Consider the following 24,621-nt stretch of genomic DNA (forward strand, 5'->3'; position numbering starts at 1 on the left):
CCTCATGTCGGTTCAGACGTGGTGTCGTCCACGCCGGTGTCGTCATCGTCGCCGGCCGCATCGGCCAGCAGCAGATCGGTCTGCTCGCTGCCCAGCGATTCCACGCCACGCAGGCGCCGTTCGATGGTGCGGGTCTTGCGGCTGGCTTCGCCCAGGCTGCGCCCCACCGTGCTGATCTGTTTTTCGGCCTTTTCCAGGATGCCGGCGAACTTGCCGAACTCGCTCTTCACCGCGCCCAGCAGGCTCCACACCTCGCTGGAGCGCTGTTCGATGGCCAGCGTGCGGAAGCCCATCTGCAGGCTGTTGAGCAACGCGGTGACCGTGGTCGGCCCGGCCACCACCACGCGGTGCTCGCGCTGCAGCAGGTCCACCAGCCCCGGGCGGCGGATCACCTCCGCGTACAGCCCTTCGGTGGGCAGGAACATCACCGCGAAGTCGGTGGTGTGCGGCGGCACGATGTACTTCTCGCAGATCGACTTGGCCTGGACCCGGATCGCACGTTCCAGCTGCGCGCCCTGCACGCGTACGCCGTCGGCATCGCCCTGCTCCTGCGCATCGAGCAGGCGCTCGTAATCCTCGCGCGGGAACTTGGAATCGATCGGCAGCCACACCGGGGTGTCCTCATGGCCACGGCCCGGCAGGCGCACCGCGATATCCACCATCTCGCCGCTGTCCGGGCGCACTTTCACCCCACGCGCGTACTGCTCCTGGGTGAGGGTCTGCTCGAGGATGTTGTCCAGCTGCACTTCGCCCCAGCTGCCGCGGTTCTTGACGTTGGTCAGCACGCGCTTGAGGTCGCCCACCCCGGTAGCCAGCTGCTGCATCTCGCCCAGCCCGCGCTGAACCTGCTCCAGCCGGTCGGAGACCAGCTGGAACGACGCGCCCAGGCGGGCTTCGAGCGTGGTCTGCAGCTTCTCGTCCACGGTGACGCGCATCTGGTCGAGCTTCTCGGCGTTGTCGCTCTGCAGGCTCTTGAGCTGCTGCTCCAGGGTGGCGCGCATCTCGCCGATGCGCTGTTCGTTGCGCTGGGTCAGGTCCTGCAGGCGCTGGCCGAGGGTATCGCCGAGCCGCTGCTGCGACTGCACGTTCTCGTCGCGGCCCTTGCGCGCGTCCTCGGCCAGGGTCTGGCGCAGCGCGGCCATGTGCCCGTCGGTACGCGTGGTGAGGTCCAGCAGCTGCTGGCCGAACGCGTCGATGCGTGCCTGCTGCTGCTGGCCGAAGGCTTCCAGCTGCAGGCGCACGTCGTGCAGCCGCTGCCCCAGCAGATCGCCGGTGCGCTGCTGGGCCAGGCCGTGTTCTTCGCGTGCCTTGCGCGCGTCTTCGCCCAGCGCGTCGCGCAGCAGGTCCAGGCGCTGGTCGGTGCGGGTGGACAGATCGGTCAGCGCGCGGGCGAAACTTTCCAGCCGCGCATCCTGCTGCCGGCCCAGCCCTTCAAGCTGCTCGCGCAGCTCGCCGCGCCCAACCCGGGCTTCATCGCGCAGGGCCTGCTCCAGGCCGCCATGCTGGGAACGCCGCAGCAGGAGGATCAGCTGCAGGATGAGGACGGCGCACAGCAGGCCGCCAAGCAGAAGGAATTCGGTTTGCATGCCGGCAAGTGTAGGCCGTGCCGGTCTCAATGGCTGCGCCAGGCAGCAGCGATGCGGACCCGGCGAGCCGGGCCGCATCGATCCGCGTGGGCGGGGCAGGGTTACAGATGAGTGAACAGCTGTTCGCGCGGCAGCCGCGACTTGGGCAGGCCGGCGTTGAAGTTGGTCTCGCTGCCGTACCCCAGCGCCACCAGCACCACGCTGGTCAGGCCGCGCTCGGCCAGGCCCAGTTCGGCATCCAGCACCGTCGCGTCGAATCCTTCCATCGGTGTGGCATCGATGCCGTGCACCCCCGCCGCCAGCAGCAGCGTGCCCACCGCCAGGTAGGTCTGCTTCTGCATCCAGTGCTGCACATCGCCCAGCGTGTGGCGGTGCAGGTCCACGTAGTGGTGCAGCGCGCCGCGCTGGCCCTCGCGGGCCTGCGGGGTGGGAAAGCGCCCGTCGGCGGCTTCCTGCTCGATCACCTGCGCCAGGTACGCATCATCGATCGCGGTGCGCGTGGCAAACACGATCACGTGCGAGGCATCGGTGATTTTGGCGGTGTTGTACGGCTGGTTGGGCTGGGTGGCGCGCGCGATGCGGGCGCGCGCCTCGGCGCTGCCAGCCACCAGGAAATGCCACGGCTGCGAATTCACCGACGACGGCGCGTGGTGCAGCACCTCGAGCAGGTCCTCCAGCACCGCCGGCGGCAGCGTGCGGGTGGGGTCGTAGGCCTTGGTGGTGTGACGGCGAAGGGCCACGGGAGCGAGGGTCATGGGAACGGTGTCCAGTACAGGGTTGGCAAGGGGTTCAGAAGCCTTCGAGGACCAGCTTGCCGCGCGCGCGGTGGCTCTCGACCAGAGCATGCGCACGGCGCAGGTTGGCGGCGTCGATGCGGCCGTAGTGCTCGCCGAGGGTGGTGCGCAGCACGCCGGCATCGACGAGGTCGGCCACGCGGTCGAGCAGCGCATGCTGGCGCTCCAGATCGGGGGTGTTGAAGCTGGAACGGGTGAACATCGACTCCCAGTGCAGCGACAGGCTCTTGCGCTTGAGCGCCATCACATCCAGTTGGCCGGGGTCGTCGATCAGCGCCAGCTGGCCTTGCGGCGCCAGCGCGGCCACGATCTGGTCGTAGTGCTGGTCGGTGTGGGTGAGGCTGGCCACATGGTCCACCGCCGCGATGCCCAGGCGCGTCAGGCCGTCGGTCAGCGGCTGGGCGTGGTCGATGACATGGTGCGCGCCCAGCGCATACACCCAGTCCTGGGTATCCGGTCGCGAGGCAGTGCCGATCACCGTCAGCCGGGTCAGCTGGCGCGCCAGCTGCACCAGGATCGAGCCCACGCCGCCCGCCGCACCGACCACCAGCAGGGTCTGGCCCTCGCCACCACCCTCGGCGATGCGCAGGCGGTCGAACAGCAGTTCCCACGCGGTGATGGCGGTCAGCGGCAGCGCCGCGGCGGCGGCATCGTCCAGGCTGACCGGCTTGCGGCCAACGATGCGCTCATCCACCAGCTGGTACTCGGCGTTGCTGCCGGCCCGGCCGATCGCACCGGCATAGAAGACCGCGTCGCCCGGCTGGAACAGGCGCACCTCGCTGCCGACCGCATCGACGATCCCGACGGCGTCCCAGCCCAGCACGCGTGGCCCATCCACGGCCACGCCGTTGCGCACCTTGGTATCGACCGGATTGACCGAGATCGCCCGGACCTGCACGCGCAGGTCGCGCGGACCCGGTTCGGGCAGCGGCAGGGTGATGTCCACCAGCGCGCGCGGGTCGCTGATCGGCAGGCCGTGTTGGGTGTAGGCAACAGCTTTCATCGAAAGGCAGGTCCGTGGGGGAAGGAGCACAGCGTGCGCTTCACCGGCGCGCCCGAAAAGGCGCAGAATCGGTCAGCACTTTCACTCCTGGAATGAAAATGGTCCGTGTCGACGATCTGGCCCTGTTCGTCCGTACCGCGGCACTGGGCAGCTTCTCCAATGCAGCGCGCGAAGCCGACCTGCTGCCCGGCCAGGTCGCCGCGGCCGTGGCGCGGCTGGAGCGCGAGCTGGACCTGCGGCTGTTCGTGCGCTCCACCCGCAGCCTGCGCCTGACCGCCGAAGGCGCGCTGTACCTGCCCTATGCCCAGGACGTGCTGGCCACGCTGAGCGAGGGCCAGGCCCGGGTGCGCGGCGAGGATGCCGAGCTGCGCGGGGTGCTGCAGGTGGCCGCGCCCTCCGACCTCGGCCGCCACCTGCTGCTGCCCTGGCTGACCGAGTTCCGCGCTGCGCATCCGAAGCTGCAGCTGCGGTTGCAGTTGTCCGACCAGGTGGCCGACGTGTTCCGCGATCCGGTGGACATCGCCTTCCGTCTCGGCCGCTTCGACAACGCCAGCTACGTTGCCCTGCCGCTGCTGCCGGGCAACCGCCGGGTGCTGGCCGCCGCGCCCGGCTACCTGGCCCGGCATGGCACGCCCACCAGCCTGGACGCGCTCAAGGACCATCACTGCCTGCTCTACCAGCTCGCCGGCCGTGCCTACGACCGCTGGAATTTCGAGGCCGACGGCCGCCGGGTGGTGGTGCAGGTGCGCGGCAACATGATCTGCGACGATGCCGATGTGGTGCGCCGCTGGGCGGTGGCCGGCGAAGGCATCGTGTTCAAGTCGTGGCTGGATCTCCGCGAGGACGTCCGCGCCGGCCGCCTGCAGGTGCTGCTCGACGGCGCCGGCGACAGCCTGCCGTTGAACCTGGTGTGCCCGCATCGCAAGCAGTTCTCGCCGGCGATCCGGCAGCTGCACGCGCTGTTCGAGCACCGCCTGCAACCGCTGCTGAAGGATCTGCCGCGCCCATCCGGTTGACGCTATCGGGAACCGGGGTGGTGCCGGACAATGGCGCTCCCCCGTTGTCGAGTCGCCGCCATGCCGTGGATGGGCATCCAGGATCTGTGGACCTTCGTTGCTGCCGTGCTGGTGTTCCTGGCGTTGCCCGGCCCCGGCACGTTCACCCTGCTCACCGCCACCGGGCGCGGCGGCGTGCGCGGCGGCTACACCGCCCTGTTCGGCCTGCTGCTCGGCGACCAGATCCTGATGTGGCTGGCGGTGGCCGGCGTGGCCGCGCTGCTCAAGGCCAACCCGCTGGTGTTCCACGCAGTGCAGTATCTCGGCGCGGCCTACCTGGTGTGGATCGGCATCGGCCTGCTGCGGCGTCCCCGTCCTGCGGGCGAGGAAGGCGGCATCCGCCTGCAGCCGGGGCACTACTTCCGCCAGGCGGTGCTGATCAACCTGCTCAATCCCAAGGCGATCATCTTCTACATGGCGTTCCTGCCGCTGTTCATCGACCCCACGCGGCACCAGGGCATGGCGACGTTCGCCAGCATGGCAGTGATCATCTTCGTCATGGGCCTGGCGTACTGCTCGGTGCTGATCGGGGTGGGCAACCTGCTGCGGCGTCGGATTCTTCAGCATCCCCGCGTAGGGCTTTTGCTGAAACGCGTGGCGGGCGTTTTCCTGATCGGGTTTGGCGTACGCCTCGGCGTCAGCGGCTGAAGCCCCGGCACGTGGGCCGATGCGCCTCCCGCACAGCGTGTTGCGCATGCGGGCGAATAGGCGTGGTCATCCAGACGTTGGGCTTCAATCAATAACTTGAGATTCCCTGCCGCCCCCGGCGGGTGTCCAATCGGCCCCATCGCCCCACGGCCGCGCCTGCTGCGTCCGCGCGCCCCACGCGAGGAATCGATGCCCCCCGTGTACTTCGTGCAGCATCTGGCCGGATTCGACGAGCGCCTGCTCGGCATGGGCACTGGGCGTATCGACCTGGCCCATCCTGCGGTCTGCCGCATCCTGGCGGATCTGCAGCCGCTGGATCACATCGACCTGCGCGCCTGCCATTACGACTGCCAGGCCAGCCTGGCGCAGGCACTGCACCGGCGCATCCGCGACGCCGAAGATGCCGCGCAGGGCTGGCGGATGTTCGACGAGCACGGCGTCCTGCGCTGCAAGCGCTTCCCCGGCGATGCCCAGGTGGTGTTTCCGCATGGGCTGCCGTGCGATGGCGATTGGCTGCGGCTGCTGCTGGACACCGCCGCCTGCGCCTCCGGCTGATCGGCGCCGCGTTCAGTCCGCGCGGCGGGACTGGCGCAGGTGGTCGATGAACACCCGCAGCTTCGGCGCCATCTGCTCGCGCGCCGGGTAGTACAGGTGGAACCCGGCGAACGGCGGCTGCCAGTCCTGCAGCACCGCCTGCAACCGGCCCGCTGCGACATCGGCCGCCACCACCGCCTCGAACGCCTGGCCCATGCCGAGGCCGGCGCGCACGGCGGCGTGGATCAACGCCGCATCGTTGAACACCAGCCGGCCACTCACCTCCACCTCGAAGTCGCGACCGTCGTGGCCGAACTCCCAGGCCATCAGCCGGCCGTTGCTGCGCCGGTGCACGATGCAGGCATGCCCGACCAGATCGGCCGGCGTGCGCGGCGTGCCGTGGGCGGCGAAGTAGTCCGGCGTGGCCACCACCACCTGCCGCTCGAGCGGGCCGATCGGCACCGCGATCATGTCGCGCGCCAGGCATTCGCCCAGCCGGATGCCGGCGTCGAAACCGCCGGCGACCAGATCCACCAGCGCCGGCTCCACGAACAGCTCCACCTCCACCTGCGGGTAGCGCGCCATGAACGCGGGCAGGTGCGGCAGCACCAGCAGTTCCGCCGCAACCCGCGGCACGTTGATGCGCAGCTTCCCGGCCGGCACATCGCGCACGCTGTCCAGGTCCTCGAACGCCGCGTCGATCTGCGCCAGCCCGTCGCGCACCCGCGCCAGGAAGCGCGCGCCGTGTTCGGTCAGGCCCACCCTTCGGGTGGTCCGGTGCAGCAGGCGCACGCCCATGCGGGCCTCCAGCGCGCGCACCGTCTGCGACAGCGCCGAGGGGGATATGCCGAGATCGTCGGCCGCGCGGGTGAAGCTGGCATGGTGGGCCACACGGGCGAAGGCGACCACGGCGGACAATGGGGGCTGGGAGGACATTGTGAAGCCTGCCTTCAAGGTCGATGTGGCCAATACCGGTTTATCCACATGGTACAGCGGAGGATGCTGTGGCTCCGGCGTTCGCAGGCGCCGCCCTCCCCCGCTTCCGGAGCTTTCCCATGCAGACCCGCACCCTTGGCCCTCACGGCCCCACCGTTTCCGCGCTCGGCCTTGGCTGCATGGGCATGAGCGCGTTCTACGGCGGCCGCGGCAGCGATGCCGATGCCACCGCGGTGATCCACCGCGCGCTGGAACACGGCGTGACCCTGCTCGACACCGCCGACATGTATGGCCCGCACACCAACGAGGTGCTGGTCGGCAAGGCCATCGCCGACCGCCGCGACCAGGTGTTCCTGGCCACCAAGTTCGGCATCAAGCTGGAACCCACCGACACCCGCGCGCGCAGCGTGGATGGCCGCCCCGAGTACGTGATCGCCGCCTGCGAGGCCAGCCTGGCCCGGCTGGGCGTGGACCACATCGACCTGTACTACCAGCACCGCGTGGACGGCACCGTGCCGATCGAAGACACCGTCGGCGCGATGGCGCGGCTGGTCGAACAGGGCAAGGTGCGCTTCCTGGGCCTGTCCGAAGCCGCCGCCGCCACCATCCGCCGCGCACATGCCGTGCACCCGATCACCGCCGTGCAGACCGAGTACTCCCTGTGGTCGCGCGATCCCGAGCACAACGGCGTCCTGCAGACCGTACGCGAGCTGGGCATCGGCTTCGTGCCCTACTCGCCGCTGGGCCGTGGCTTCCTGACCGGCGCCATCCGCAGCCCGGGCGATTTCGACGCCGACGACTACCGCCGCCAGTCGCCGCGTTTTCAGGGCGACAACTTCGCGCGCAACCTGGCCCTGGTCGACGCGGTCACCGCGATGGCCAGCGCCAAGGGCATCACCCCGGGGCAACTGGCCCTGGCGTGGGTACTGGCACAGGGCGAGGACCTGGTGCCGATCCCGGGCACCAAGCGGCTGGCGTATCTGGAAGAAAACCTGGGGGCGCTGCAGGTGCAGCTGAGTGCGGACGAGCTGGCCCGCATCGACGCGATCTTCCCGCCCGACGCCGCCGCCGGCCCGCGCTATGCCGCCGCGGCGATGGCCACGCTGGACCGCTGATCGCGTTCGACCGGTACTGCCCGCGCCTGCACCCAGGCGCGGCGCATTGTGCCGGTTTCGTCAAGCTTCCCCCAGTCATGTGGTCATGCACGGACCGGTGGACGCTTGGCAGTAGTAATGCTGCACCGCGTTCGGTAAAACTCGCAGACTTGTCGTTAACAGTCATCCACCGCGAGGCCCCATGTCGTTGCTCCGGCGCAAGTCCCTAGACACCGTCACCGTTCATGAAGCCGGCAGGCGACTGATCCCCACCCTGAGCTGGCCGCACCTGATCGCGCTGGGCATCGGCGCCATCGTCGGCACCGGCATCTACACGCTGATCGGCGTGGGCGCCAACCTGGCCGGCCCGGCCGTGCTGATTTCCTTCGCCATCGCCGGCGCGGTGTGCGCCTGTGCGGCACTGTCCTATGCCGAACTGGCGACGATGATGCCGGCCGCCGGCAGCGCCTACACCTACAGCTACGCCGCTCTCGGCGAGATGGTGGCCTGGGTGGTGGGCTGGAGTCTGATCCTGGAGTACTCGCTGGTGGTGAGTACCGTGGCGGTGGGGTGGTCCGGCTACGCGGTCGGCTTCCTGCACGGCTGGGGCATCGAACTGCCCTTGATGCTCACCGCCGGTCCCCATGTGGACGGCGGCTTCATCAACCTGCCGGCCGTGCTGATCACCTTCGTGGTGGCCGGCATGCTGATGGCCGGTACCAAGGAAAGCGCCACCCTCAACGCGGTTCTGGTGGTGGTCAAGATCATCGCGCTGACCGTGTTCGTGGCGATCGCGCTGCCGCACTTCGACACCGGCCACATGGACCCGTTCATGCCGTTCGGGTTCGCCAAGTCGGTGGGTGAAGGCGGGGTCGAACGCGGCGTGATGGCGGCTGCGGCGATCATCTTCTTCGCGTTCTACGGCTTCGATGCGATTTCCACCGCCGCCGAGGAAACCAAGAAGCCCGACCGCGACCTGGCGATCGGCATCATCGGGTCGATGGTCGGCTGCACCATCATCTACGTGCTGGTCGCGCTCGCCGCCGTCGGTGCGATGAGCTACACCATCTTCGGCCAGAGCGCCGAGCCGCTGGCGCTGATCCTGCGCGAGCTGGGCAGCCCGGGCGCGGCCAAGTGGATCGGTGCGGCGGCGGTGATCGCCCTGCCGACCGTGCTGCTGGCCTTCCTGTACGGGCAGAGCCGCATCTTCTTCGTCATGTCGCGCGACGGCCTGCTGCCGCGCGGCCTGTCCAAGGTCAGTGCGCGCACCGGCACCCCGATCGCCACCACGCTGTTCACCGCCGTCCTGGTGGCCGCGCTGGCCGGCGTGGCCCGCCTGGACGAGATCGCCGCGCTGGCCAACGCCGGCACGCTGGCCGCGTTCACCGCCGTTGGCCTGTGCCTGGTGGTGCTCCGCGCGCGCGAACCGAACCGCGAACGCAAGTTCCGCACGCCGCTGGCGTGGATCGTCGGCCCGCTGGCAGTGATCGGCTGCGTGTACCTGTTCTTCAGCCTGCCGAGCAAAACCCAGCTCTACTTCCTGGGCTGGAACGTCCTGGGCCTGATCGCCTACTTCGCCTATGGGCGTCGCAACGCGGTGCTGGGCAAGGCCTGATAGGCACGGCCGGCACCGTAGAGCCGGGCTCTGCCCGGCTGCTCTTGTTTACCGATGCGAACACGGGCTCCGGAACCAAGCCGGGTAGAACCCGGCTCTACAACGGCGCTGCTCGCCAGCCGTGAGGCCCCAGGCGCCGGAAAAAAGCCACACGTAGAGCCGGGCTCTGCCCGGCTGCTCTCGCCCGCCGATATCAACACCGGCGCCGGAACCAAGCCGGGTAGAACCCGGCTCTACAACGGCGCTGCTCGCCAGCCGCGAGGCCCCCGGCACCGGAAAAAAGCCACACGTAGAGCCGGGCTCTGCCCGGCTGCTCTCGCCCGCCGACCCCAACACCCGCGCCGAAACAAGCCGGGTAGAACCCGGCTCTACGACGGCGCTGCTCGCCCGCCGCGAGGCCGCCGGCGCCGGAAAAAAGCCACACGTAGAGCCGGGCTCTGCCCGGCTGCTCTCGCCCGCCGACACGAACACCGGCTCCGGAACCAAGCCGGGTAGAACCCGGCTCTACGACGGCGCTGCTCGCCCGCCGTGAGGCCCCCGGCGCCCGAACGAAGCCACACGTAGAGCCGGGCTCTGCCCGGCTGCTCCCGCCCGCCGGCACCAACACCCGCGCCGAACCAAGCCGGGTAGAACCCGGCTCTACGGGGTGGCGGCCACGTTGTTGGCGTGATCCTGCGCCTGCTGCATCACGCGCAGCAGGTTGCCGCCCCAGATGGCGGCGATCTGCTGCCGGGTGTAACCCTTGCGCAGCAGCCATGCGGTGATCTTCGGCAGTTGGCTCACGTCCTGCAGATCCGCCAGCCCGCCACCGCCGTCCCAGTCCAGGCCGATGCCCACGTGCTCGGGACCGACCACCTTGAGGATGTGCTCGAAGTGGGCGAAGAAATCGTCCAGCGTGGCGGTGCGCACCGGCTGCAACCGGTCCAGTTCGGCCCGCGCCTGCGCCAGCTTGACGCCCTGCGCCATGCTCAGGTTGTCGTAGCCGCCCCATTGGTCGATCGCCGTCTTCTCGGCCAGCGCGCGCGCGTCGTTCTTGCCGATGTCGATCAGATACCCGCCGTACGCGTTGACCTGGATCACCCCACCGGCCTTGGCCAGGCGCTTCAGACGCGCGTCGTCCAGGTTGCGCGGGTGGTTGTAGATCGCCTTGGCCGAACTGTGCGACAGCACGAACGGCACCGGCATGCGGTCGATCAGGTCGTCGAATACCGCGTCGGAGGCATGCGACTGGTCGATCACGATGCCCAGCCGCACGGCCTCGTCCACCAGCGCCTTGCCGGCCGGGCTCAGGCCCTTCCATTCGGCGCCCTTGGGATCGGTGGCCGAATCGGCGAACTCGTTGTTGGCGAAGTGCACCGTGCTGAGCAGGCGCAGCCCGGCGCGGTGGTAGAAGCTGAGCAGCGTCGGGTCATCGACCAGCGGGCTGCCGTTCTCCATGCTGATGTAGACCACGCGCTTGCCGGCGGCCTTGATCCTGGCGGCATCGGCAGCAGTCAGCGCGAGCTGGAAGGTCTCCGGATGTGCGGCGAGCATCTCGCGGATTTCCATCAACCGCAGCAGGCCGGCGTCGCGGTCCTGCTGGTGGGCGGCCGCGCTGCGGTCGCCCTGGTCGGTGTAGATCGCCCAGAAGCCGCCATCCAGGGAACCCTCGACCATGCGCGGGTAGTCCACCTGCGACAGCGCGTTGTGGTCATGCCGCTGGGCGATGTCGAAGCCCTCGCGATGGAAGTTGGCCGGCGTATCGAGGTGGCTGTCGAGGGTGAGCAGTGTCTTCTGCAGCGCCGCAGCGCGCGCAAGCTCCTGCGGGGTGAACGTGATCGCATGGGCGGCCAACGGCGTGCACAACGCCAGCGACACCAGCAGGGACAGACTGCGCAACGTCATGACGCCTCTCACCATTCGGGAAGCGTCAGACCATAGCGCCGCAGGCACAGGAAACGGTAGTGCCGGCCGCTGGCCGGCTCCCCGCAATGCGCGAAATTGCCGTAACGCCGGCCGCTGGCCGGCTCCCTGCAATGCCCGGTATCGCCGCAACGCCGGCCAGCGGCCGGCCCTGCGTCAGTCCAGCACGCGGCAGAACACGGCCTTGAGGTAGCGCGATTCCTGCACGTGAGCCATGAACGGGTGATCCGGACCGGCGCCGGATACCTTCAGGATCTGGATGGTGCGGCCGGAATAGAAGGCCGCACGGCGCAGCATGTCCAGGAACTGGTCCTCGGCCACCAGGCCGGTGCACGAGAACGTGGCGAACAGGCCACCGGGCTTGACCACGCCCAGCGCCAGCTTGTTCATGTCCAGGTACTTCTTGAGGGCGGTGATCACCTGGTCGCGGTCGCGGGTCATCTTGGCCGGGTCCAGGATCACCACGTCGTACTGCTCACCGCGGTTGGCCGCATCGCGCAGCCACGGGAAGATGTCGGACTGCACGAACTTCGGGCGCACGTTGTTGAGGCGCGAATTGCCCTTGGCGATGTCGATCACGTCCTCGTCGATGTCGATGCCGACCACCTCGGACGCGCCGCGCACCGCGGCATACACCGCAAAACCACCGGTGTTGCAGCACAGGTCCAGCACGGACTTGCCTTCCACCTGCTGGCTCAGCCACTCGCGGTTTTCGCGCTGGTCGGCGAAGAAGCCGGTCTTGTGCGCACCGGCCGGGTCGGCGCGGAACTTCACGCCGTACTCGGTGATCACCGACGCTTCGGTGGTGGTGTTGCCGTGGAAGTCGAAGCTCTCCTGCTTCTGCACGTGTTCGTCGGCGAAGCTGTGGAAGCGGCACCCCGGGAACTGCTCGCGCAGCGCCTCGTAGATCCATTCGCGGTGGCGGAACATGCCGGCGGCGAAGAACTCCACCACCACCAGGTCGCCGTAGCGGTCCACCACCAGGCCGGACAGGCCATCGCCTTCGCTGTGAACCACGCGCCAGGCATTGGACACGTCATCGAGCTTGAGCACGTCACGACGCAGCGACACCGCCTGGGCGATCTTGCGCGAGAACCAGCCAGCGTCCACCGGGATGCGCTGATCGGTTTCCAGGATACGCACGGCAATGCGCGAATGACCGTTGTAGAACCCCCGGCCGATCCACTCCCCGTCCACGCCGACCACATCGACGATGGCACCGGGCTTGGGCCGGACGGCAGGCTTTTCGACCAGTTTCTGGAAGATCCACGGGTGGCTGGAGCGCCAGGCGTTCTTGAGGCGGACTACGGGGGCGGGGGCATTGTTCATCGGCCTATTGTAAACGGGCGCCGCCCCGGCCCGGCAGGCCGGCGATTTGACGCCAGCCCGATCAGCCCGCAGAATCGGCGCCAGAAGGGGAGTAGCTCCCAGACGTTGTCGCCGTCAATTCGAGCCCGCAGGCTCCGGTGCAACGGCAGTCCCACCCATCGGGACTGCGAGCGAGACCTTCGCCGTATGGCGAAGCTCTGTCCCCGGATCCCCCCGATCCTCCGTTGCAGATCCTCGCCGTCCGGCTTGAGGCTTTTTTCTTTTCCCAACGGATAAACCCATGCAGACGATCGGTAATTTGTGGTTGTGGGGCGGCTTCGGCGCGGTGGTGGTCATCGCGCTGCTGGTCGACCTGGTATTGATGCGCCACGGCGGCCCGCACAAGGTCACCTTCAAGGAGGCCCTGTGGTGGTCCATCGGCTGGGTCGCCCTGGCCCTGGCCTTCAACGGTGGCCTCTGGTACTACCTGAACGAGACCGCCGGCCAGGTCGTGGCCAACAAGGTCGGCCTGGAGTTCCTGACCGGTTACCTGGTCGAGAAGGCCCTGGCGGTGGACAACATCTTTGTCTTCCTGATGATCATGGGCTACTTCGCCGTGCCGGAAGAACAGCGCCAGAAGGTGCTGATCATCGGCATCCTGGGTGCGATCGTGCTGCGTACGATCATGATCTTCGCCGGCAGCGTGCTGCTGACCAAGTTCCATTGGCTGCTCTATGTGTTCGGCGCCTTCCTGCTCTTCACCGGCTGGAAGATGTGGTTCTCGGCCGGTCAGGAGCCTGATCTGGAGACCAACCCTGCCCTGCGCTGGATGCGCAAGCACCTGCGCCTGCTGCCCGACTATGCCGGCAATGCCATGAGCGTGATGCGCGACGGCAAGCGCTGGTTCACGCCGTTGTTCGTGGTGCTGATCCTCATCGCCGTCACCGACGTGATCTTCGCGGTGGACAGCATCCCGGCCATCTTCGCCATCACCACCGACCCGTTCATCGTGCTGACCTCGAACGTGTTCGCGGTGCTGGGCCTGCGCGCGATGTTCTTCCTGCTGGCCGGCATGGCCGATCGCTTCCACCTGCTGCCGTACGGCCTGGCCCTGGTGTTGGCCTTCATCGGCGCCAAGATGATGCTGATCGACATCTTCAAGATCCCCACCCCAATCTCGCTGGGCGTGGTGGCCGTCATCATCGCCGCCACGGTGGTGCTGAGCCTGAAGAACCCGCCCAAGCAGGGCGGCCACGCCTGACCCCGGTTGCCGCCTGCGGGATTGTCCCGCAGGCGGTACCTCTCTCTCCCACTGCGTTGCCCTTGTGTTCAGCCCGGGCGACGCAATCCCTAAGGGTATGAACGCCAACCTGCCCCTGCCTGCCGGCGCCCCGCCGGCCCCGTCCCGTACCGACCGCGGTCGCGTGATGCGGGCCTTCAACCTCAGCCTGGCCTTCGTGCTGGTGCTGGTGGCGGTGTTCACCGCGCAAGGCCATTTCGACTGGCGCCCGTGGGCGGTCGCCCCGCTGGACACGGCCGGCCTGCTCGGCATTCTCGGCGCGCCATTGCTGCATGGCTCGGTCCAGCACCTGGGCGCCAACGCGGCCGCCCTGCTGATCCTCGGCACCCTGGCCGGCAGCGTCTATCCCAAGGCCACCCTGCGCGCGTTCCCGTTGCTGTGGATCGGCTCGGGCCTGGGCGCCTGGCTGCTCGGCGACATCGGCAGCCGCCATCTGGGTGCCAGCGGCATCACCCACGGCCTGATGTTCCTGGTGTTCGTGCTCGGCCTGCTGCGCCGCGACCGGCCCGCCATCGCTGCCGGCCTGATCGCCTTCCTGTTCTACGGCAGCATGCTGCTGACCATTCTTCCGCACGAGCCGGGCGTGTCCTGGCAGTCGCACATGGGCGGTGCCTTCGCCGGCATCATCAGCGCCCTGCTGTTCCGCCTGTCCGACCCGATGGCCCCGCGCAAGCGTTACAGCTGGGAGGACGAGGACGAGGACGACGACGCGCTGGCCCCCCAGCGCGACAACGACCTGGAACCGCCGTCACCGCAGCGCGTACCGGTGCTGTGGCAGCCGCGCGAAGGCCAGGACTACGTCGTGATCCCGTTCCGCAGACCAGACGACCGCCCGTAATCCGGGCCGCCGGCCGGCTCCCGACACAACACCCGCGAACCTTGTAGTGCCGGCCGCTGGCCGGCTCTGCAGGGCGTCGGGTGGGTTCCGAGGAGCCGGCCAGCGGCCGGCACTACCTAGCGTTCGGTGTCCACTGCCTGGCGGCCCAGCGCCGGGTCGTCGGTGAAGAAGGCATCGATGCCGGTCGCCAGGTAGGCGCGCATCTCCGCCACCGACCCGTCCGCATTGCGCGCATTGGGCTCGCCGCTGCGGAAGTCGGCGGCCTGGAAGTAGTTCTCCGGGCGGAAGGTATACGGGATCACCATCAGCCCGGCCGCATGCGCATCGCGCACCAGCGCGGTCGGGGTGCCCAGCTTGCCGGCCGCATCCAGCGGAATCACCATGCGCAGGCTCGGTCCGATGCCGTCGGCATAGGTCGCCACGTCCTGCAGCCCGGCCGGGGTGATCAGATCCGCATAGCGCTGGGTGCCATTGGCGGCCAGCACATCGCCGGGCTGCTGTGCCGGATCGCCCAGCAGCTGCAGCAGGCGGATGTTGCTGTCGCGGCCGATCCTGCCGCGCAGATACTGCAGGTTGCCGACCTCGAACGACTGGATCGTCACCGGCGCCACGCGGGTATAGGCATTGCCCTGCAGCGTGGCCAGCACCTTGTCTTCCATCGGCAGGCCGATGCTCTTGAAGTAGGTGCCGTGCTTGATCTCCGGCACCAGCCCGATGCCGCGGTTGGCGCGGCCGGCCTGCTGCACCAGGAAGGCGATGATCTCGTCCAGCGTGGCAATGCGGAACTGCCCATCGAACGCGGTGCTGCGCAGTTGCGGCAGCCGCTCGCGGGCGTACAGCGTCTTCAGCTCGGCCAAGGTGAAGTCTTCGGTGAACCAGCCCTCGATGCGCTCGCCGTCGATGGTCTTGACCGTCTTGCGGCTGGCGAACTCCGGGTGTGCGGCCACATCGGTGGTGCCGCCGATCTCGTTCTCGTGCCGCGACACCAGCACGCCGTCCTTGGTCATCACCAGGTCCGGCTCGATGTAGTCCGCACCATCGGCGATGGCCTGGGCGTACGACGCCAGGGTGTGCTCGGGCAACAGCGCGCTCGCGCCGCGGTGACCGTACACGGCCGCCTTGCGCGGCGCGGGGGAAGATTCAGCGCTCATGGCCACCGATGGTGCCACGGCCAGCGACAACAGCAACGCACAACCCCACAACGACTTCGACACCGCAAACCCCTGTTGATGCGGCCCGCGCCAACGCGGCGGGGCGTGGAAAGGACCGGCGTAGTGTGGCGATGCGGTGTGACAGCGGGAAGTACGCGGCTACTTGCCGATGCAGAAGCTGGAGAAGATCCGCCCCAGCAGATCGTCCGCGCTCATCCGCCCGGTGATCTCGCCCAAGGCCTCGTGCGCCAGCCGCAGTTCCTCGGCGGCCAGTTCCAGGTGCTCGTGCACCAGCTCGGCCTCGGCGCGCTCGGCATGGCCGATGGCCTGGACGATCGCCTCCACGTGGCGCGCGCGTGCGGAGAACTCCCCATCCACGCTGTCGCCGGCGCCACCGCTGGCCAGTTCGCGCAGCCGCGCGTGCAGGCGGTCCAGCCCCAAGCCGGTGGCTGCCGACACATGCACCACATCCGGCCCGGCATCGGCGGGCAGTTCGGCCAGCAGATCGCTCTTGTTGTGGATCCACAGCTGCTGCGGCACGTCGGCGATGGCATCGCCGATCGCGACACGCCCGGCCTGCGGATCGCGCGCATCCAGCACGATGATCGCCAGGTCGGTGCGCTGCATCTCCGCGCGTGCGCGGCGCATGCCTTCGCGTTCGATCGCGTCACCGCCTTCGCGCAGGCCGGCGGTATCGACCAGGGTCAGTTCCAGCCCGTCGATGCGGATGGTTTCGCGCAGGGTGTCGCGGGTGGTGCCGGCGATGTCGGTGACGATGGCACGTTCGCTGCCAGCCAGCGCATTGAGCAGTGAGCTCTTGCCGGCGTTCGGCGGCCCCACCAGCACCGCGTGCAGGCCATCGCGCAGCTTGCGGCCGCGTTCGGCGTCGTCGCGCAGCCGCCCCATCGCGCGCAGCGCCTCGCCCAGGCCGCCGCGCACCTGCTCGCCGCCGAGGGTATCCAGCGGTTCATCGGCGAAGTCGATGGCCGCTTCCACGTGGATGCGCAGCAGAACAAGCTGTTCTGCGACCTCCTCCACCCGGCGCGAGAACACCCCGTCCAGCGAGCGCCGGGCCGCGCGCGCTGCGCGGGTATCGCCGGCGGCGATCAGATCGGCGATGGCCTCGGCCTGGGCCAGGTCGAGCTTGCCGTTGAGGAAGGCGCGCTCGCTGAATTCCCCGGGCCGCGCCTGCCGCGCGCCCAGCGCGATGCAGCGCGCGACCAACTGCTGCAGCACTACCGGGCTGCCGTGCCCCTGCAGTTCCACCACCTCTTCGCCGGTGAAGCTGTGCGGTGCCGGGAACCACAGCGCGATGCCGTCGTCGATCACCTCGCCGTGGGCATCGCGGAAGCGGGCGTAATGCGCGTGTCGCGGGCGCAGCGTACGCACGCCGATCGCCTCGGCGATGGCGGCCGCGTGGGGGCCGGACAGGCGCAGCATGCCCACGCCACCGGCGCCGGGTGCGGTGGCGATGGCCACGATGGTGTCGGGAGCGGAGGACATGGGGCGGGCTGCCGTGTGCGATGGATCGGGGCCATTCTACGGATCGCGCCGGTGCGCGGGCCGCAGATGCAGGAAACCCGCCTTGCGGCGGGTTTCCTGGTTCCGGTTGCCCGGTTACTTCTTGTTGGCGGGCGCGGCGGTGGCCGGCACCGGGTCACTGCCGTGGCGCTTGGTCATCCACCACTGCTGCAGCAGGCCCAGGCCACCGTTGACCACCCAGTACAGCACCAGACCGGACGGCATGAAGGCCATCATGACGCCGAAGATCAGCGGCATCATCTGCATCATCTTGGCCTGCATCGGGTCCATGCCCGGCGCCGGCGTCAGCTTCTGCGTGGCCCACATCACCGCCACGTTGATCACCGGCAGGATGAAGTACGGGTCGCGTGCGGTCAGGTCCTGGATCCAGCCGAACCACGGCGCCTGGCGCAGTTCCACCGATTCCACCAGCACCCAGTACAGCGCGAAGAAGATCGGCATCTGGATGAGGATCGGCAGACAGCCGCCCATCGGATTGATCTTCTCCTTCTTGTACAGCTCCATCATCGCGGTCTGGAACTTCTGGCGGTCATCGCCATAGCGTTCCTTGAGCTGCGCGATACGCGGCTGGAAGCGACGCATCTTGGCACCGCTCTTGTACTGCGCGGCCGACAGCGGGTACAGCACCAGCTTGAGCAGGATCACCAGGCCCACAATCGCCCAGCCCCAGTTGTTGACGACCTTGTGGACCTGGTTCAGCACCCAGAACAGGCCCTGGCCAATGATCGCCATCAGCGAGAAGCGGCTGTAGTCGACCACACGGTCCAGACCCGGCACGTCTTCCTTGGCGATCTGGTTGACCAGCTTCGGGCCCACCCACAGGCGTGCCTCGGAGCTGACCTGCTGGCCCGGCGCGACGGTGAAGGCCGGGCCGGTGGCCTGGATCTGGTCGCGGCCGTCATGCTGGGACAGCGCGTAGTTCGCGGCCTGGTCGGCCTGCGGAATCCACGCGGTGAAGAAGTGGTGCTGCAGCATCGCGATCCAGCCACCGGTGACCTGCTGGTTCAGCGGGCCATCTTCCAGGTAGTCCTTGAAGGCGCGGCGCTGGTACTTCTTCTCGGCATCGAACCAGGTCGCGCCGTTGAAGCTGAACGAGTCCGGGTTGGTCATGCTGCGCGACAGGATCGTCGGGGTGCGGTCCAGGGTGCGGTAGACGTAGCCGTTCCACGGGGTGGTACCGGCGTTGATCACTTCATCCTTGATCTTCACCGCGTACTCGTTGCGGCTGACCGTATACGTACGGCGGATGCTGACGCCGTTCGGGCCATTCCACACGAACGGGATCTGCAGTTCGTTCTGGCCCTTGGCCAGTTCGAAGGTCTTGGCATCGCCGACCAGCGTGAAGCCGTTGGCTTCCGGCACCGGCATGCTCTTGTCCTGGCTGGTCCAGCCACTCACCGCGCGGTACGGGTGGGTGGCTTCCTCGGTCAGCAGGCGCACCGGCGGGCTGCCGTCGTCCTTGGTCTGCGGGAACTGCAGCAGCTCGGCATCCAGCACCGTGCCGCCATCCAGCACCAGGCGCAGCACGTCGGTGGTGACGGTAACGCGCGGGGCGCCGGCGTCGGCCTGGGCGGTCGCCGCGGCCGGGGCACTGCCCGGCGCGTGCGGCACCGAAGCGCCCGGCACGGCACCAGCGGCAGCGGGCACGGCGCCCGTGGTCTGGGCGGCCACCGGCGCGGTCGCCGGAGCGGCCTTGTCGCGGCCCCACTCCATCCACAGCAACACGGCCACCATCAGCCAGGCAAAGATCAGGAAAACGCGGGTCTGGTTCATCAGCGTGGAGGCTCGGCGTGGCCGGCACGCGATGCCGGCTCGGACTGGGAAAGGGATGCAACGCCCAGAGGCGGCGGCATTGTGCCGTCCGCGCCCGGCATGGGCAATGTGCCAAGGCGGCGCAACAGGCGCTCGAAGGCCTGGCGGATCTCTGCATTGCTGGCGGTACGGGCAGCGCTACGGGCGACGACGACGTAATCGCCGGCACTCAGCCACGGCCGTAGGTGGCGTGTGGCATCGCGCAACACACGCTTCACTCGGTTGCGACCCACGGCTCGGGGATCGACTTTGCGCGACACCGCAAGACCCAGCCTGGCCGGAGAATCGCTCTTCAGCCAGTGCAGGGTCATCAGCGGATCGGACACACGGCGGGCGCCGTTGAAGACCGTTGTATATTCGGCACGCGTACGAACCCGCGCAGAGCGAGGAAATCGCTTGCGCGGGTCGGAACTGCTCACAGTCTGGATTGCGTCTGCCGCGGGAAGCGGCATTGCAATCAAGCGCTCAGGACTTTGCGGCCCTTGGCGCGGCGACGCGACAGGATCTTGCGGCCGTCAGCGGTCTTCATACGGGCACGGAAGCCATGGTCGCGCTTACGCTTGAGGTTGCTGGGTTGGAAAGTGCGCTTGGTGGCCATGCGGGCCTCTATATGAAGGGGACGGAAAGAACCGGAAATTCTATAGACCTGGTTGCGGTGCCGTCAAGTGCTGCCCACTACGGGATTTCATCGGCCTGTGCAATAGCTGTGGATCATTTTGTGAATAACTTCGGGACAACCATTCCCGGCCCCCCTCGTCGGTGGTAGTCTGCGCCATCCATTCTTCCCCCCTTCCGGCCTGCGGTGCGGCGGTTTCCTACGCCTTTACCGCTGGCCCCAGACGATTATTGCCGATGGATGCCTGGTCTCGTTGTCTCGAACGCCTTGAAGCGGAGTTTCCGCCAGAGGACGTTCACACCTGGTTGAAGCCGCTGCAGGCAGATCTGCGCGCGGACAGCCTGGTGCTTTATGCGCCAAACGCCTTCATCGTCGACCAGGTGCGCGAGCTGTACCTGGCGCGCATCAAGGAACTGCTGGCGCACTTCGCCGGTTTTGGCGACGTTTTTCTTGAAATCGGCTCGCGTCCGCGCCCGGTGGAGCCGCAGATCGCGCCGATTTCGGGCTTCACCGCCCCGGTTGTGCCGGCCGAGCCGCTGGTGCCGTTCGCCGGCAACCTGGACTCGCACTACACCTTCGCCAACTTCGTGGAAGGCCGCAGCAACCAGCTGGGTCTGGCCGCGGCGTTCCAGGCGGCGCAGAAACCCGGCGATCGCGCCCACAACCCGTTGTTGCTGTACGGCGGGACCGGCCTGGGCAAGACCCACCTCATGTTCGCGGCCGGCAATGCGATGCGCCAGGCCAACCCGGCCGCCAAGGTGCTCTACCTGCGTTCGGAACAGTTCTTCAGCGCCATGATCCGTGCGTTGCAGGAAAAAACCATGGATCAGTTCAAGCGCCAGTTCCAGCAGGTGGACGCGCTGCTGATCGATGACATCCAGTTCTTCGCCGGCAAGGATCGGACCCAGGAAGAGTTCTTCCACACGTTCAACGCCCTGTTCGACGGCAAGCAGCAGATCATCCTCACCTGCGACCGGTACCCGCGCGAAGTCGAGGGCCTGGAAGCACGGCTCAAGTCGCGGCTGGCCTGGGGCCTGTCGGTGGCCATCGAGCCGCCGGACTTCGAGACCCGCGCGGCCATCGTGCTGGCCAAGGCCCGCGAGCGCGGTGCTGAGATCCCCGACGATGTGGCGTTTCTGATTGCCAAGAAGATGCGCTCCAATGTCCGCGACCTCGAGGGTGCGCTGAATACGTTGACCGCCCGCGCCAATTTCACGGGCCGTGCGATCACCACCGATTTTGCCCAGGAAACCCTGCGCGACCTGCTGCGTGCCCAGCAGCAGGCCATCAGCATTCCCAACATCCAGAAAACCGTTGCCGACTACTACGGGCTGCAGATCAAGGATCTGCTGTCCAAGCGCCGGACCCGGTCGCTGGCCCGCCCCCGCCAGGTGGCGATGGCGCTGACCAAGGAACTGACCGAGCACAGCCTGCCGGAAATCGGCGACGCCTTTGCCGGCCGGGACCACACCACGGTGCTGCATGCCTGCCGCCAGATCCGGACGCTGATGGAAACCGACGGCAAGTTGAGGGAAGACTGGGACAAGCTGATCCGGAAGTTGAGCGAATGATGCATGTACGCCGCTAAGGCGTCATCGCATAAAACGGTGCAGAATCCGGTAGTAAGCACGGGACAGGCTGTGGATAAAAAAGCCCGCTGATTCGGCGGCAAAATTATCCACAGCTTTCCCCACCCCCTGAGGGGCAGTAATGCAGAGGGTTTCGCGGTCCAAAACCCTTTTATTTACAAAGACTTAGCTGTGTTTTCCAGCGATTCTGGCGCTACCAGCACCACCAAGCTTTTGATTTATTCCACATTTTTTTAAAGCATAGGGGCACGGAACCACATGCGTTTCACACTGCAGCGCGAAGCCTTTCTCAAGCCGTTGGCACAAGTCGTCAACGTGGTCGAACGCCGCCAGACCCTGCCGGTTCTGGCTAATTTCCTGGTCCAGGTCCAGAACGGACAGCTGTCGCTGACCGGCACGGACCTGGAAGTGGAAATGGTGTCGCGGATCGCGGTGGAAGATGCCCAGGACGGCGAGACCACCATCCCCGCCCGCAAGCTGTTCGAGATCATCCGCGCCCTGCCCGACGGCAGCCGGATCACCGTCTCGCAGACCGGTGACAAGATCACCGTGCAGGCAGGCCGCAGCCGCTTCACCCTGGCAACGCTGCCGGCCAACGACTTCCCGTCGGTAGACGAAGTCGAAGCCACCGAGCGCGTCGCCATCGGCGAAGCCACCCTGAAGGAACTGATCGAGCGCACGGCGTTCGCGATGGCCCAGCAGGACGTGCGCTACTACCTCAACGGCCTGCTGTTCGACCTGCGTGGCGATGCACTGCGCACCGTGGCGACCGACGGTCACCGCCTGGCGCTGTGCGAAACCGAGCTGGAAAAAGCCAGCGGCGCCAAGCGTCAGATCATCGTGCCGCGCAAGGGCGTAACCGAACTGCAGCGTCTGCTGGAAAGCGGCGATCGCGAGATCGAGCTGGAAGTCGGCCGCAGCCACGTCCGCGTCAAGCGCGACGATGTGACCTTCACCTCCAAGCTGATCGACGGTCGCTTCCCGGATTACGAAGCAGTGATCCCGATTGGCGCCGATCGCGAAGTGAAGGTCGACCGCGAAGCTCTGCGTGCCTCGCTGCAGCGTGCCGCGATCCTGTCCAACGAGAAGTACCGCGGCATTCGCGTGGAAGTCTCGCCGGGCAACCTCAAGATCAGCGCGCACAACCCCGAGCAGGAAGAAGCCCAGGAAGAGATCGAAGCCGATACCACGGTCAGCGATCTGGCGATCGGCTTCAACGTGAACTACCTGCTGGATGCGCTGTCGGCTCTGCGCGACGAGCACGTTGTGATCCAGCTGCGTGATTCCAACTCGTCGGCGCTGGTGCGTGAAGCCAGCAGCGAGAAGTCGCGTCATGTGGTGATGCCGCTGCGCCTCTGACAGGTGCAAGGTTCCACGTGGAACAGACGTAATCAGGAAACCCGGCCGAGTGCCGGGTTTTCTTTTGGCTGCGATGTTGTTCCACGTGGAGCATTCGCGATTCGACCGTGAGTCGGCTGCGCTCCCCCGTTTCACGATCGCGTTGCCGACTGCGCCAACCACGATGGCTGCGAAGAGGAACGGTGAGATCCACGCCCCCGGATTCTGCGCAATTCCACGTTCTTCGCTGATCCCGAGCCAACAGATCCGACGCTGCCGAAGCAGCGCTTTTTTCAGCGCCTGGATCACAGCTCTATGCTTTAAAAACTGTATATAAATCTAAAGCTAGGTGGTGATGGTAGGGCCAGATTTGGTTGAAAAGTACCTTATCTTGTTGAAATCAAAGGGAAATTAGACCTCGAAACCCCCGGTAAAACAGGCCCTGAGCCTGGGGTTGAACCTGTGGATATCTTTCAGGGGTAGGATCGGGGCTCTTTTTATCCACAGCTTGCGCAGAGTTTGTGCATAAGTCATACAGAGGGCCTGTGGACAGCGGAATCCGGTGCCCCTGAATCCCTTCCGATCTGCGCACTGAACCCTTGCGCTGTCCTTCAGATTTCAAGAAATCGACGCGTCCAGACGACGCGAATTCCTTGAAATCTGCACGGTTACACCCCTGGCCGCTGCGCAGATTTCAAAGAATTCGAGGGTGTTCCACGTGTTCGGTGCCGGCGGATCGCCGGTCCGGTGGGCACACCTGGGCGCAGATCCGTGGAACCCGGCCGATGCAGTAAGCTGATCGATTCCCCCTCCCTCCCCGGCCGTCGGCCCAGATCGTCCGCATGCACATCCGTCGTTTGTCCCTGCACCAGATCCGTCGCTTCGACAGCGTGGAACTGGCACCGCAACCGGGCATCAATCTGATCACTGGCGACAACGGTGCTGGCAAAACCAGCGTGCTCGAGGCGTTGCACGTGATGGCGTACGGCCGTAGTTTCCGTGGGCGCGTTCGGGATGGCCTGGTGCGTCAGGGGCAGGAGGCGTTGGAGGTATTCGTCGAATGGGACGAACACCGGGGTGGTGCCGCATCGCCCACGCGGCGAAAGGCCGGGCTGCGCCACAGTGGCCAGGAGTGGAAGGGGCGTCTGGATGGCGAAGACGTCGCCCAGCTCGGCAACCTGTGCGCAGCGCTGGCCGTGGTCACCTTTGAACCGGGTAGCCATGCGCTGGTCAGCGGTGGCGGCGAACCCCGCCGTCGGTTCCTCGATTGGGGTTTGTTCCACGTGGAACCAGACTTCCTGGCTCTGTGGCGGCGCTATTCGCGTGCACTGAAGCAGCGCAACGCCCTGCTCAAGCAAGGCGGGCACCCCAGTGCCCTCGATGCCTGGGACCACGAGCTGGCCGAGGCCGGCGAGCCGCTGACCACGCGGCGCCAGCACTACCTGGAGCGGCTGCAGGATCGCACCATCGAACTGGCGCACGCGTTGGCGCCGAATCTCGGCATCCAATCGCTGAGCCTCAACCCCGGCTGGCGCAAACAGGACCTCTCGCTGTCCGACGCCCTGCTGCTGGCCCGTGAGCGCGATCGCATGGCGGGCTATACCTCGGTGGGCCCGCATCGCGCCGACTGGAGCGTGGGGTTTGCCTCCATCCCCGGGCGAGATGCCCTTTCCCGCGGCCAGGCCAAGCTCACCGCCCTTACCTGCCTGTTGGCCCAGGCCGAGGATTACGCCGAGCAGCGCGGCGAGTGGCCGGTGATCGCGCTGGACGACCTGGCATCCGAGTTGGATCGCAGCCACCAGGCGCGCGTATTGGACCGTCTGCGCGCAGGCCCGGCGCAGATTTTCATCACTGCCACCGAGACACCGCCAGCACTGGCGGACGTCGCCGATATCGCCCGGTTCCACGTGGAACATGGGCAGGTCCAGCCTGTGCCATAGTGGCCGGCAAGGGGGTCCGT

The 24,621-nt window shown here is 67.3% G+C and carries 20 protein-coding genes and 1 pseudogene; 10 read left to right on the forward strand and 11 right to left on the reverse strand.

Annotation, left to right across the window (positions count from 1 at the left end):
- Positions 1-2: 2 nt before the first annotated feature.
- From rmuC to ACLB90_RS09665, 3 genes are all read right to left on the reverse strand, one after another.
- Positions 3-1,586, reverse strand: a complete 1,584-nt coding sequence (gene rmuC, locus ACLB90_RS09655) for a DNA recombination protein RmuC (protein WP_411849311.1) — start codon at positions 1,584-1,586, stop codon at positions 3-5.
- Positions 1,587-1,687: 101 nt separating this feature from the next.
- Positions 1,688-2,341, reverse strand: a complete 654-nt coding sequence (nfsB, locus tag ACLB90_RS09660; protein ID WP_411849312.1) for an oxygen-insensitive NAD(P)H nitroreductase — start codon at positions 2,339-2,341, stop codon at positions 1,688-1,690.
- A gap of 34 nt (positions 2,342-2,375) precedes the next feature.
- Positions 2,376-3,383, reverse strand: coding sequence for a zinc-binding alcohol dehydrogenase family protein (locus ACLB90_RS09665; RefSeq protein WP_411849313.1), 1,008 nt, complete (start codon positions 3,381-3,383; stop codon positions 2,376-2,378).
- A 92-nt stretch (positions 3,384-3,475) separates the two neighbouring features.
- Between ACLB90_RS09665 and ACLB90_RS09670 the strand changes: the two are divergent.
- From ACLB90_RS09670 to ACLB90_RS09680, 3 genes and pseudogenes are all read left to right on the forward strand, one after another.
- Positions 3,476-4,443: pseudogene (locus tag ACLB90_RS09670) on the forward strand (LysR family transcriptional regulator); the annotation flags it as partial.
- Positions 4,444-4,459: 16 nt separating this feature from the next.
- Complete coding sequence (leuE, locus tag ACLB90_RS09675; protein WP_411852730.1) at positions 4,460-5,086, forward strand: leucine efflux protein LeuE; 627 nt, start codon at positions 4,460-4,462, stop codon at positions 5,084-5,086.
- 189 nt (positions 5,087-5,275) lie between these two features.
- Positions 5,276-5,641, forward strand: a complete 366-nt coding sequence (locus ACLB90_RS09680; protein WP_411849314.1) for a hypothetical protein — start codon at positions 5,276-5,278, stop codon at positions 5,639-5,641.
- Between the two features lie 12 nt (positions 5,642-5,653).
- On the opposite strand, the gene ACLB90_RS09685 is transcribed toward ACLB90_RS09680, so the two are convergent.
- Positions 5,654-6,556 (reverse strand): LysR family transcriptional regulator, encoded by a 903-nt coding sequence (locus ACLB90_RS09685; RefSeq protein WP_411849315.1) that lies wholly within the window; start codon positions 6,554-6,556, stop codon positions 5,654-5,656.
- 119 nt (positions 6,557-6,675) lie between these two features.
- Here ACLB90_RS09685 and ACLB90_RS09690 point away from each other — a divergent pair, with 119 nt between their 5' ends.
- Entirely contained in the window at positions 6,676-7,671 is a 996-nt protein-coding gene (locus ACLB90_RS09690; protein ID WP_411849316.1) for an aldo/keto reductase, read from the forward strand.
- 181 nt (positions 7,672-7,852) lie between these two features.
- A complete protein-coding gene (locus ACLB90_RS09695; RefSeq protein ID WP_411849317.1) occupies positions 7,853-9,265 on the forward strand; it encodes an amino acid permease in 1,413 nt (470 codons plus the stop codon).
- A 639-nt stretch (positions 9,266-9,904) separates the two neighbouring features.
- On the opposite strand, the gene ACLB90_RS09700 is transcribed toward ACLB90_RS09695, so the two are convergent.
- Positions 9,905-11,149: a dipeptidase gene (locus ACLB90_RS09700; RefSeq protein ID WP_411849318.1), complete on the reverse strand. Its 1,245-nt coding sequence runs from the start codon at positions 11,147-11,149 to the stop codon at positions 9,905-9,907.
- A gap of 174 nt (positions 11,150-11,323) precedes the next feature.
- Entirely contained in the window at positions 11,324-12,496 is a 1,173-nt protein-coding gene (locus ACLB90_RS09705; RefSeq protein ID WP_411849319.1) for a class I SAM-dependent rRNA methyltransferase, read from the reverse strand.
- Positions 12,497-12,776: 280 nt separating this feature from the next.
- Here ACLB90_RS09705 and ACLB90_RS09710 point away from each other — a divergent pair, with 280 nt between their 5' ends.
- Entirely contained in the window at positions 12,777-13,736 is a 960-nt protein-coding gene (locus tag ACLB90_RS09710; protein ID WP_411849320.1) for a TerC family protein, read from the forward strand.
- 97 nt (positions 13,737-13,833) lie between these two features.
- A complete protein-coding gene (locus ACLB90_RS09715; protein ID WP_411849321.1) occupies positions 13,834-14,613 on the forward strand; it encodes a rhomboid family intramembrane serine protease in 780 nt (259 codons plus the stop codon).
- Positions 14,614-14,729: 116 nt separating this feature from the next.
- On the opposite strand, the gene ACLB90_RS09720 is transcribed toward ACLB90_RS09715, so the two are convergent.
- The 5 genes from ACLB90_RS09720 to rpmH all read right to left on the reverse strand — a co-directional run bounded on the left by ACLB90_RS09720 (position 14,730) and on the right by rpmH (position 19,716).
- Positions 14,730-15,764 carry a glycerophosphodiester phosphodiesterase gene (locus ACLB90_RS09720; protein WP_411849322.1) on the reverse strand — a complete coding sequence of 345 codons (1,035 nt, stop codon included), beginning with the start codon at positions 15,762-15,764 and terminating at the stop codon, positions 14,730-14,732.
- Positions 15,765-15,923: 159 nt separating this feature from the next.
- On the reverse strand, positions 15,924-17,267 hold the full coding sequence (gene mnmE / locus ACLB90_RS09725; RefSeq protein ID WP_411849323.1) for a tRNA uridine-5-carboxymethylaminomethyl(34) synthesis GTPase MnmE: 1,344 nt from the start codon (positions 17,265-17,267) through the stop codon (positions 15,924-15,926).
- Positions 17,268-17,381: 114 nt separating this feature from the next.
- A complete protein-coding gene (gene yidC, locus ACLB90_RS09730) occupies positions 17,382-19,079 on the reverse strand; it encodes a membrane protein insertase YidC (protein WP_411849324.1) in 1,698 nt (565 codons plus the stop codon).
- Positions 19,079-19,570 (reverse strand): ribonuclease P protein component, encoded by a 492-nt coding sequence (gene rnpA / locus ACLB90_RS09735; protein WP_411849325.1) that lies wholly within the window; start codon positions 19,568-19,570, stop codon positions 19,079-19,081. Before rnpA ends, yidC begins: the two co-directional genes overlap by 1 nt.
- A 5-nt stretch (positions 19,571-19,575) precedes the next feature.
- The gene (gene rpmH / locus ACLB90_RS09740) at positions 19,576-19,716 is read right to left on the reverse strand and encodes a 50S ribosomal protein L34 (RefSeq protein WP_006404565.1); all 141 of its coding nucleotides are present in this window, start codon (positions 19,714-19,716) and stop codon (positions 19,576-19,578) included.
- Between the two features lie 254 nt (positions 19,717-19,970).
- Here rpmH and dnaA point away from each other — a divergent pair, with 254 nt between their 5' ends.
- The 3 genes from dnaA to recF all read left to right on the forward strand — a co-directional run bounded on the left by dnaA (position 19,971) and on the right by recF (position 24,601).
- A complete protein-coding gene (dnaA, locus tag ACLB90_RS09745) occupies positions 19,971-21,305 on the forward strand; it encodes a chromosomal replication initiator protein DnaA (protein WP_411852731.1) in 1,335 nt (444 codons plus the stop codon).
- Between the two features lie 276 nt (positions 21,306-21,581).
- Positions 21,582-22,682, forward strand: coding sequence for a DNA polymerase III subunit beta (gene dnaN / locus ACLB90_RS09750; RefSeq protein ID WP_019184048.1), 1,101 nt, complete (start codon positions 21,582-21,584; stop codon positions 22,680-22,682).
- An 821-nt stretch (positions 22,683-23,503) separates the two neighbouring features.
- The gene (gene recF, locus ACLB90_RS09755) at positions 23,504-24,601 is read left to right on the forward strand and encodes a DNA replication/repair protein RecF (RefSeq protein WP_411849326.1); all 1,098 of its coding nucleotides are present in this window, start codon (positions 23,504-23,506) and stop codon (positions 24,599-24,601) included.
- The last annotated feature ends 20 nt before the right edge of the window (positions 24,602-24,621 follow it).

Source organism: Stenotrophomonas sp. LGBM10 (genome assembly GCF_046736075.1).
Classification (GTDB): Bacteria; Pseudomonadota; Gammaproteobacteria; order Xanthomonadales; family Xanthomonadaceae; genus Stenotrophomonas.

Bases quoted from the DNA above. Each gene is read 5' to 3' on its own strand.
- ACLB90_RS09705 (WP_411849319.1), bottom strand. From the start codon at position 12,496: ATGAACAATGCCCCCGCCCCCGTAGTCCGCCTCAAGAACGCCTGGCGC.
- ACLB90_RS09690 (WP_411849316.1), top strand. From the start codon at position 6,676: ATGCAGACCCGCACCCTTGGCCCTCACGGCCCCACCGTTTCCGCGCTC.
- ACLB90_RS09715 (WP_411849321.1), top strand. From the start codon at position 13,834: ATGAACGCCAACCTGCCCCTGCCTGCCGGCGCCCCGCCGGCCCCGTCC.
- nfsB (WP_411849312.1), bottom strand. From the start codon at position 2,341: ATGACCCTCGCTCCCGTGGCCCTTCGCCGTCACACCACCAAGGCCTAC.
- yidC (WP_411849324.1), bottom strand. From the start codon at position 19,079: ATGAACCAGACCCGCGTTTTCCTGATCTTTGCCTGGCTGATGGTGGCC.
- ACLB90_RS09685 (WP_411849315.1), bottom strand. From the start codon at position 6,556: ATGTCCTCCCAGCCCCCATTGTCCGCCGTGGTCGCCTTCGCCCGTGTG.
- leuE (WP_411852730.1), top strand. From the start codon at position 4,460: ATGCCGTGGATGGGCATCCAGGATCTGTGGACCTTCGTTGCTGCCGTG.
- rnpA (WP_411849325.1), bottom strand. From the start codon at position 19,570: ATGCCGCTTCCCGCGGCAGACGCAATCCAGACTGTGAGCAGTTCCGAC.
- rpmH (WP_006404565.1), bottom strand. From the start codon at position 19,716: ATGGCCACCAAGCGCACTTTCCAACCCAGCAACCTCAAGCGTAAGCGC.
- dnaA (WP_411852731.1), top strand. From the start codon at position 19,971: ATGGATGCCTGGTCTCGTTGTCTCGAACGCCTTGAAGCGGAGTTTCCG.
- mnmE (WP_411849323.1), bottom strand. From the start codon at position 17,267: ATGTCCTCCGCTCCCGACACCATCGTGGCCATCGCCACCGCACCCGGC.
- ACLB90_RS09720 (WP_411849322.1), bottom strand. From the start codon at position 15,764: ATGAGCGCTGAATCTTCCCCCGCGCCGCGCAAGGCGGCCGTGTACGGT.
- ACLB90_RS09665 (WP_411849313.1), bottom strand. From the start codon at position 3,383: ATGAAAGCTGTTGCCTACACCCAACACGGCCTGCCGATCAGCGACCCG.
- dnaN (WP_019184048.1), top strand. From the start codon at position 21,582: ATGCGTTTCACACTGCAGCGCGAAGCCTTTCTCAAGCCGTTGGCACAA.
- rmuC (WP_411849311.1), bottom strand. From the start codon at position 1,586: ATGCAAACCGAATTCCTTCTGCTTGGCGGCCTGCTGTGCGCCGTCCTC.
- ACLB90_RS09700 (WP_411849318.1), bottom strand. From the start codon at position 11,149: ATGACGTTGCGCAGTCTGTCCCTGCTGGTGTCGCTGGCGTTGTGCACG.
- ACLB90_RS09695 (WP_411849317.1), top strand. From the start codon at position 7,853: ATGTCGTTGCTCCGGCGCAAGTCCCTAGACACCGTCACCGTTCATGAA.
- recF (WP_411849326.1), top strand. From the start codon at position 23,504: ATGCACATCCGTCGTTTGTCCCTGCACCAGATCCGTCGCTTCGACAGC.
- ACLB90_RS09680 (WP_411849314.1), top strand. From the start codon at position 5,276: ATGCCCCCCGTGTACTTCGTGCAGCATCTGGCCGGATTCGACGAGCGC.
- ACLB90_RS09710 (WP_411849320.1), top strand. From the start codon at position 12,777: ATGCAGACGATCGGTAATTTGTGGTTGTGGGGCGGCTTCGGCGCGGTG.